General features: G+C 66.1%; 7 protein-coding genes. 3 read left to right on the top strand and 4 right to left on the bottom strand.

Features of this window, described 5'->3' with window-relative positions:
• Nucleotides 1–64: 64 nt before the first annotated feature.
• Together BP05_RS15615 and BP05_RS15610 are read right to left on the bottom strand one after the other, a co-directional pair.
• Entirely contained in the window at nt 65–1,174 is a 1,110-nt protein-coding gene (locus tag BP05_RS15615) for an OmpA family protein (protein WP_496365110.1), read from the bottom strand.
• A gap of 172 nt (nt 1,175–1,346) precedes the next feature.
• Nucleotides 1,347–2,801, bottom strand: a complete 1,455-nt coding sequence (locus BP05_RS15610; RefSeq protein ID WP_496365108.1) for a bifunctional 2-methylcitrate dehydratase/aconitate hydratase — start codon at nt 2,799–2,801, stop codon at nt 1,347–1,349.
• Nucleotides 2,802–2,921: 120 nt separating this feature from the next.
• On the opposite strand from BP05_RS15610, the gene BP05_RS15605 reads away from it, so the two are divergent.
• From BP05_RS15605 to BP05_RS15595, 3 genes are all read left to right on the top strand, one after another.
• Nucleotides 2,922–3,713 (top strand): DODA-type extradiol aromatic ring-opening family dioxygenase, encoded by a 792-nt coding sequence (locus BP05_RS15605; protein WP_496365106.1) that lies wholly within the window; start codon nt 2,922–2,924, stop codon nt 3,711–3,713.
• A gap of 298 nt (nt 3,714–4,011) precedes the next feature.
• On the top strand, nt 4,012–4,476 hold the full coding sequence (locus tag BP05_RS15600) for a cell wall hydrolase (protein WP_496365104.1): 465 nt from the start codon (nt 4,012–4,014) through the stop codon (nt 4,474–4,476).
• 170 nt (nt 4,477–4,646) lie between these two features.
• Complete coding sequence (locus BP05_RS15595; RefSeq protein WP_496365102.1) at nt 4,647–5,258, top strand: glutathione S-transferase family protein; 612 nt, start codon at nt 4,647–4,649, stop codon at nt 5,256–5,258.
• 63 nt (nt 5,259–5,321) lie between these two features.
• Here the strand turns inward: BP05_RS15595 and prpC are convergent, their stop codons facing one another.
• Nucleotides 5,322–6,473 carry a bifunctional 2-methylcitrate synthase/citrate synthase gene (prpC, locus tag BP05_RS15590; protein WP_496365100.1) on the bottom strand — a complete coding sequence of 384 codons (1,152 nt, stop codon included), beginning with the start codon at nt 6,471–6,473 and terminating at the stop codon, nt 5,322–5,324.
• Nucleotides 6,474–6,708: 235 nt separating this feature from the next.
• Nucleotides 6,709–7,590, bottom strand: a complete 882-nt coding sequence (prpB, locus tag BP05_RS15585; protein WP_496365098.1) for a methylisocitrate lyase — start codon at nt 7,588–7,590, stop codon at nt 6,709–6,711.
• Between the last annotated feature and the right edge of the window lie 32 nt (nt 7,591–7,622).

Raw genomic sequence — 7,622 nt, 5'->3', positions numbered from 1 at the left:
TTATTGCGGCGCAAAAAAGAAGCCCGGCACGAGGCCGGGCTTCGATGAGGCAGCTGGCGTCCGATCAGTTCTGGACGTTCAGCTCGGTGCGGCGGTTACGCTCGCTCTTGCAGCCCGGCAGGGTCTGGCCCAGGTCTTCCAGCGGACGGCTCTCGCCGTAGCCGTTCGGACCGGTCAGGCGCGCGGCGTCGATGCCGTTGCTGGTCAGGTAGTCGTACACGGCGCGCGAACGACGCTCCGACAGGGCCTGGTTGTATGCGTCGCTGCCGCACTGGTCGGTGTGACCGGCCACTTCGGCCTTCAGCTCCGGATAGCGCTTGAAGATCTCAACGGCCTCGTTGAGGATCTGCACCGCGTCGGGACGCAGGGTCGACTTGTCGAAGTCGAAGTTCACGCCCTTCAGGTCGATCGACACCGGCACCGGGCAGCCGTCCGGACCGATGGTCTGGCCCGCCTGCGAACCCGGGCACTTGTCGTCGCAGTTGTTCACGCCGTCACCGTCGTCGTCGCCGTCGGTGCAGCTCGGCGCGGCGGCCGGCGGCGGCGGAGTCGCGGCGACCGGTTCCGGACCGAGGGGAACGATGATCCCGACGGACGCCAGGATATCGCCGTACCAGTCTTCGCCGTCGTCACCCGGCGGATCGTCCAGCAGCAGCTGAGCGCGCGTGTCGTTGATGGCGACGGCACGGTAGGCCAACTCGGTGCGGACACCGAAGCGCCCCATGTCGCCTTGCAGGCCGATGCCGAACTTGCCGGAGATGGCACCCTCGGTTTCCTCGAACGGCGAATCCGGGTTCGGGAAGTTGTCCGACTCGATCTCCTCGCGCTGGTAACCCAGGCCCATCAGCACGTAGGGATTCCAGTTGCGTCCCTCGGCGATGAAGTGGCGGCGCAGGTCGAAGGAGATGCCGTACTGGCTCCAGTTGAGATCCTGGTTGGAATCCCACACCGGCTTCTGATAGTTGAGCTCGCCGTCCAGCGACCAGTTGGGTGAAATGAATTTGCCGGCGCCCAGCGCGATGAAGGGCGCGTTGCGGGTGTCGCGATCGTTGTCCTGGATGTTGAAGCCGGCCGCACCGGTCAGGTACCACCGGTCGTCGAAATCCTGGGCTTGTGCTGCCTGCGCGATGCTCAAACCACCCAGCAGGGCGGCGCAGAGGAGTTTCTTGTTCATCTTTTCTGCTCCTTGAAGAAGGGGACCACTACTGGTGGATCCTGAACTTGGACGGGTTGCTGAACGGCAACGCCACCACGGCGCAGGCTAGGGGCGTCGCGGTGAAGACCATGTTAAAAAAGCGACAAGACAGGCCCTTGGACCGAGCCTTCTCGGGCGAGTCCAGAACGCCCTAGCGATTCGCCAGCAGGCCGAAGAATGCACTGGTCGACAGGGATGCCAGGCGCGAGGGGTCGGCGGCCAAGGCCAGCAACTCGTCCACTTGGGGATGCGCGACACGCGCGCGGATCGCGGACTCGAACTTGGCCATGAGCAGGGGAATCCCCTCGGCCCGCCGCTTGCGGTGGCCGACCGGATAGTCGATGGATACCTTCGGCGAGGACGTGCCGTCCTTGAAGATCACCTGCACCGAATTGCCGATGTAGCGCTTGCCCGCATCGAAATAGTCGGCCGTGAACTGCGGATTCTCCGCCACCACCATCTTTTCCCGCAGGGCATCGATGCGCGGATCTGCGGCGATCGCGTCGCTGTAGTCGTCCGCGGTCAGCCGCCCGAAAATCAGGGGCACCGCCACCATGTACTGCAGGCAATGGTCGCGATCGGCGTAGTTCGCCAGCGGTCCGGTCTTGTCGATGATGCGCAGGCCGGCTTCCTGGGTTTCGAGCACGATGCGCTCGATTTGGTCCAGGCGATCCTTGACCTGATCGTGCAGCGCCAACGCGCATTCGACGGCGGTCTGGGCATGGAACTCGGCCGGATAGCTGATCTTGAACAGGATGTTTTCCATCACGTAGGTGCCGAAGGGGCGTTCGAACTCGAACGCCCTGCCGCGGAACGCCACGTCGTAGAAGCCCCAGACCGGCGCCGACAGCGCGCTCGGGTAGGCGGCGACGCCCTTGACCGCGTTGAGGGCGTGCACGACCGCGCGACGACACGCGTCGCCTGCTGCCCAACTCTTGCGCGGGCCGGTGTTCGGCGCGTGCCGGTAGGTGCGTAGTGCACCGTTGTCGATCCAGCTGTGCGACACCGCGGCAATCACTTCGGGGCGGCCTCCTCCGAGCATGCGTGTCGCCACGGCCGCCGAGGCCAGGCGCACCAGGATCACGTGGTCGAGGCCGACCCGGTTGAAGGAATTGCGCAGTGCGTAGCACCCCTGGATCTCGTGGGCCTTGATTGCCCAGCCGAGCACGTCGCGCATCGTCATGGCCTTGCCGCCGTCGTGGTCGAGCTTGCGGCCCAGGTAATCCGCCACCGCCAGGATCGTTCCGAGGTTGTCGGAGGGATGGCCCCATTCCGCGGCCAGCCAGGTGTCGTTGAAGTCCAGCCAGCGGATCTGCACTCCGATGTTGTAGGCCGCCTGTGCCGGATCGAGTTCGTGTCCGGTAAAGGGCACGCGCGCGCCGCCTGGCATGTCGGCGCCGGGCACGAGGGGGCCGAGGTGCTTGCGACACTCCCCGTGCTCCATCGCCAAGGCCGCGCAGGCCAGGGAATCGAGCAGCATGTAATGGGCCGTCCGGTACGCCTCGTCCGAGTCGGGGGCGAAGTCGACGACGTAGTCCGCGATGTCTAGCATCGCTGCGTCCGGTGCGGGACGGACGGTGGAACGCAGGTCCGGGGGGCTGCCCATGTGCGCACTCCGTGGCGGGAAAGGCCGACTGCGGTTCGGGTGGCGATTGCGGCCCATGGCAAACGCCTCCACGCGGGACCGGCGCTTGGAATCTACGCGCCCAGGGATCACCCTGACGACATGAACGCCTCGGTCCGATTGCCGACGATCTTCCTGTCCCATGGTTCGCCCATGCTGGCCATCGAGGACTCCGCCGCGGGACGCTTCCTCGATGGGCTGGGCACCGCCCTTCCCCGCCCACGCGCGATCGTGGTCGCGTCGGCGCACTTCCTGGCCGACCGCCCGATGCTCGGTGGCCATGCCCAACCGCATACGGTGCACGACTTCGGCGGCTTCCCGGAGCCGCTTTACCAGCTCCAGTACCCAGCGCCGGGAGCCCCCGAGCTAGCCGAAGACATCGCCGCCCGCCTTGCCCATGCCGGCCTTGGCGCGAAAGTCCGGCCCGGCCATGGTCTCGACCACGGAGTGTGGGTGCCGTTGCGGCGGATGTATCCCCAAGCCGACATCCCGGTAGTGCCGCTGTCGGTGAATCCCCTCGCCGACGCCGCTTGGCACTTCGACCTCGGCCGTGCACTGGCAAAGTTGCGCGACGAAGGGGTCCTGGTGGTTGGCTCGGGCGGCTTCGTCCACAACCTGGGCGACCTGGACTGGCAGCACAAGCATGCGCCGCTGGCGCAGTGGGCGGCCCAATTCTCGGCATGGATGCACGCCAAGCTGGCCGGCCACGACTGGCCAGCCCTGCTCGACTGGCACGCGCAGGCTCCCAATGCCCGCCATGCCCACCCGACCACCGAGCACCTGATGCCCCTGTTCGTCGCACTCGGCGCCGCCGGCGACGGCCCGGAAGTCGAGGTCCTGCACCGCTCCCACGAACTTGGAACGCTTGCGCTCGATGCCTTCGCCTTCCGCTGAACTGGGCGGAATCGACCTCGCCGCCTACCACCGAAATGCGTCGACCACAATCCGTGATCGCAGTCACTATTCAGGCTTGGTTGGGAAACCCGCCTTTACCGTGCGCCAACTTTTCAGCCGCCCCCGGCGGCACCGTCGCAGCGCCCACGCCCCACGCGTGGTCCCGATGCCCGGGCAAAGCACGCCATAGAGCGCGCCGCCCTCCCCAGTACGCCATACCGGATTTCGCCCCAGGCGACCGCCTCCGCAAGGAGACGCCGCCGAAGTGCGGCCCGGCCAACGGAGCAAGGAGTACGACATGAAACTCGCCTGGATCCTGTGGCTGGCCTCCGTGCTGCCGCCGCAATCGGCCGATTCGCTGTGCCTCAGCACCACTGTCTACCTGGAGGCCCGGGACCAGTCGGTCCGCGGCCAGCAGGCGGTCGCCGAGGTCGCCCTGCGCCGCCGCGACAGCGGCCTGTGGGGCACCACCGTCTGCGACGTGGTCACCGCGAATAAGCAGTTCGCCCCCACCCTGGTCTCCCCGTCGACCCGCTTGGGCAATACCGAGGCCTGGGCGCGGGCGGTCACGGTGGCCCTGGAGGCCGAGAACAACTGGGCCCTGCCCGCCGGCCAGCGCAAGGAAATCGTCCCGGGCGCCAGCCACTTCGCCGCCCTGGCCGTGGCCAGCCCGTCGTGGCGCAACGCCTATCAGGTAGCGACCATCGGCGACCACACCTTCTATAAGGTGCAGTCGCTCAAGCCGCGCAAGCACGCATCCTGAATCCGCTTAGCAGAGCGAAGCCCACTTCGCCGAATCTTGGATCCGCCGCCGCGCGGATCTTTTTTTGCCCCACGCACACCGGCGGACCGTAACGCAATGTTGCGCTCGCGCGATTGAGCGAGCCGCTCGAGCCACGTCATAGTGTCCGCCTGATCCAAGACTGGGGACCTATGAAGCTCTATTCCTCGCCCGGCGCCTGCTCGACCGCCGACCACATCGCGCTGCAGTGGACGGGCGGCGACTTCGAAGTCGAAATCGTCCCTCGCGATCGTCGCCAGTCGCCCGAGTACCTCGCCGTCAATCCGGCCGGCGCCGTGCCTGCGCTGCGCGACGGCGAGTTCGTCCTCACCCAGAACGCCGCCATCCTCGGTTACATCGCCGACAGCTGGCCGCAAGCCGGACTCGCCGGCGATGGCAGTGCGCGCCAGCGCGCGGAAGCCAACCGCTGGCTGGCGTTCGTCAACTCCGACCTGCACCCGGCCTTCAAGCCGATCTTCGGTCCAGCCCGGTACATCGCCGACGAAGCGCACCACGACGCGGTGAAGGCGCAGGCCCGCTCGAACGTGCGCGCGTTGTTCGAGCGTGCGGACGCGCAATTGGAAGGACAGCCCTGGCTCGCGGGCTTCCGCAGCTACGCCGACCCGTATCTCTACATCACGCTACGGTGGGCCGCGAACTGCGGCATCGACCTTTCCGGTCTCGACAACCTAGCGGCGTTCAAGCAGCGGATGGAAGCGGATCGCGGCGTGCAGGCCGCGCTGAAGGCCGAAGGCCTGGCCTGAACGTCGAGCATCGCACCAATGAAAAAGGCCGCGCAGGTGCGCGGCCTTTTTCGTCCTGCATGCTCAGCGCTTGTCGATCGCCACGTACTCGCGATCTTCGGGACCGACGTAGTTCGCACTCGGACGGATGATCTTGCCGTCCTCGCGCTGTTCGATGACGTGTGCGCTCCAGCCGGTGGTGCGCGCGATCACGAACAGCGGGGTGAACATCGGCGTGGGGATTCCCATCATGTGATAGGCCGACGCCGAGTACCAGTCGAGGTTCGGAAACATCTTCTTGGTGTCCATCATCAGGTTCTCGATGCGCTCGGACACGTCGAACAGCATCTGGTTGCCGCCGTCCTTGCACAGCTTGCGCGAGATCTCCTTGATGATTGGATTGCGCGGGTCGCCGATGGTGTACACCGGGTGACCGAAGCCGATGACGATCTCCTTGCGTTCCATGCGCGCGCGGATGTCGGCTTCCGCTTCGTCAGCGGAGCCATAGCGGCTGATGATGTCCATCGCGACTTCATTGGCGCCGCCGTGCTTCGGGCCACGCAGCGCGCCGATCGCGCCGGTGATGCACGAATGCAGGTCCGAGCCGGTGCCGGCGATCACGCGTGCGGTGAAAGTCGACGCGTTGAACTCGTGCTCCGCGTACAGGATCAGCGACTTGTCGAGCGAGTCGGCGTGCAGCTCCGACGGCTCTTCGCCATGCAGCAGGTGCAGGAAGTGCGCGGCGACGCTGTCGTCGTCGGTTTCCACGTCGATGCGGCGACCGTTGCGGGTGAAGTGCCACCAGTACAGCAGCATCGAACCGAAGCTGGCGACCAGCTTGTCGGCGATGTCGCGCGCCTCGGATGCCGGATGGCCGTCGCGCTCGGGCAGCACGGTGCCGAGCACCGAGCAGCCGGTGCGCAGGACATCCATCGGGTGGGCGTTGGCGGGAACAAGCTCCAGCGCTTCCTGGACGATGGCGGGCAGGCCGCGCAAGCGCTTCAGCTTGGCCTTGTAGGCGTTCAGCTGGGACAGCGTCGGCAGCGTGCCATGCACGAGCAGATGAGCGACTTCCTCGAAGGTCGACTTCGTGGCGAGGTCGTGGATGTCGTAGCCGCGGTAATGCAGGTCGTTGCCGCTGCGACCAACGGTGCAAAGCGCGGTATTACCGGCAGCCGTGCCGCTCAGGGCTACGGATTTCTTGGCCTTGGGAAGGACCTGGGCGGAGTCTGTCATCGGTTTTCTCCTGGAATTTATCCGCGTCCGGTTTTCTTGCTGTCCGGTCGCGCCGTGGTGGAACGTTGTTCAAAACAGGTACGCCTAAGTGCGACTGGCATGTCGCAAACGACCGTGGCGAGCCACTATCGCGCTCGCTACGGTCGTTGGGCGGAAAACGCGCCGGCGGGGCAGGTTACGGGGGGCACGCACGGCGTGAACCAGTTCCACCCCGTCGGCCGACCCGTCCCTTGCGTCACTTCTCCTGCGCGAACAGCGCGTCGAGCTTGTCCTCGTAGGCGTGGTACCCAAGGTAGTCGTACAGCTCAGCGCGCGTCTGCAGCGTGTCGACGATGCCCTTCTGCGTGCCGTCGCGGCGGACGGTCTCGTAGAAATTGAGCGCCGCCTTGTTCATCGCGCGATAGGCGCCGCAGCAGTACAGGGCGATGTCGACCTTGGCGTCGCGCAGTTCGTCGGTGGTGAAGAAGGGCGTGCTGCCGAACTCGGTGAGGTTGGCGAGGATCGGTACCTTCACCGCGGCCTTGAACTTGCGGTAGTCGTCGAGCGAGTTCATGGCTTCCGGGAAGATCATGTCCGCCCCGGCTTCGACGTAGGCTACCGCGCGCTCGATGGCCGAATCGATGCCTTCCACCGCGGCCGCGTCGGTGCGCGCCATGATCACGAAGCTGCTGTCGGTGCGTGCATCCACGGCCGCCTTGACGCGGTCGACCATCTCGTCCTTGCTCACCACTTCCTTGCCCGGGCGGTGGCCGCAGCGCTTCTGGCCTACCTGGTCTTCCATGTGCACGGCGCCGACACCGACGTTGATGAAGGATCGGATGGTGCGCGCGATGTTGAACGCCCCGCCCCAGCCGGTGTCGATGTCGACCAGCAACGGCATCTGGGTGGCATCCACTATCCGGCGCGCATCCGTCAGCACGTCTTCCATCGTACTGATGCCCAGGTCGGGCATGCCCAGCGAATTGGCGGCTACGCCACCGCCGGACAGGTACAGCGCCTTGTAGCCCACCCGCTTGGCCATGAGGCCGGCGTAGGCGGTGATGGCGCCCATCACCTGCAGCGGGGATTCTTCTTTGACGGCGGCGCGAAAGCGGGCGCCGGCAGAAACATGGGACATATTCGATACCTCTACGAACCAAAGCGACGAAG

The organism is Lysobacter oryzae DSM 21044, from assembly GCF_059568595.1.
Note: the sequence above shows the minus strand (reverse complement) of the source record. Positions and strands in the feature narration are given on the sequence as shown.

Bases quoted from the DNA above. Each gene is read 5' to 3' on its own strand.
- BP05_RS15615 (WP_496365110.1), bottom strand. From the start codon at position 1,174: ATGAACAAGAAACTCCTCTGCGCCGCCCTGCTGGGTGGTTTGAGCATC.
- prpC (WP_496365100.1), bottom strand. From the start codon at position 6,473: ATGACAGACTCCGCCCAGGTCCTTCCCAAGGCCAAGAAATCCGTAGCC.
- BP05_RS15610 (WP_496365108.1), bottom strand. From the start codon at position 2,801: ATGGGCAGCCCCCCGGACCTGCGTTCCACCGTCCGTCCCGCACCGGAC.
- prpB (WP_496365098.1), bottom strand. From the start codon at position 7,590: ATGTCCCATGTTTCTGCCGGCGCCCGCTTTCGCGCCGCCGTCAAAGAA.
- BP05_RS15600 (WP_496365104.1), top strand. From the start codon at position 4,012: ATGAAACTCGCCTGGATCCTGTGGCTGGCCTCCGTGCTGCCGCCGCAA.
- BP05_RS15605 (WP_496365106.1), top strand. From the start codon at position 2,922: ATGAACGCCTCGGTCCGATTGCCGACGATCTTCCTGTCCCATGGTTCG.
- BP05_RS15595 (WP_496365102.1), top strand. From the start codon at position 4,647: ATGAAGCTCTATTCCTCGCCCGGCGCCTGCTCGACCGCCGACCACATC.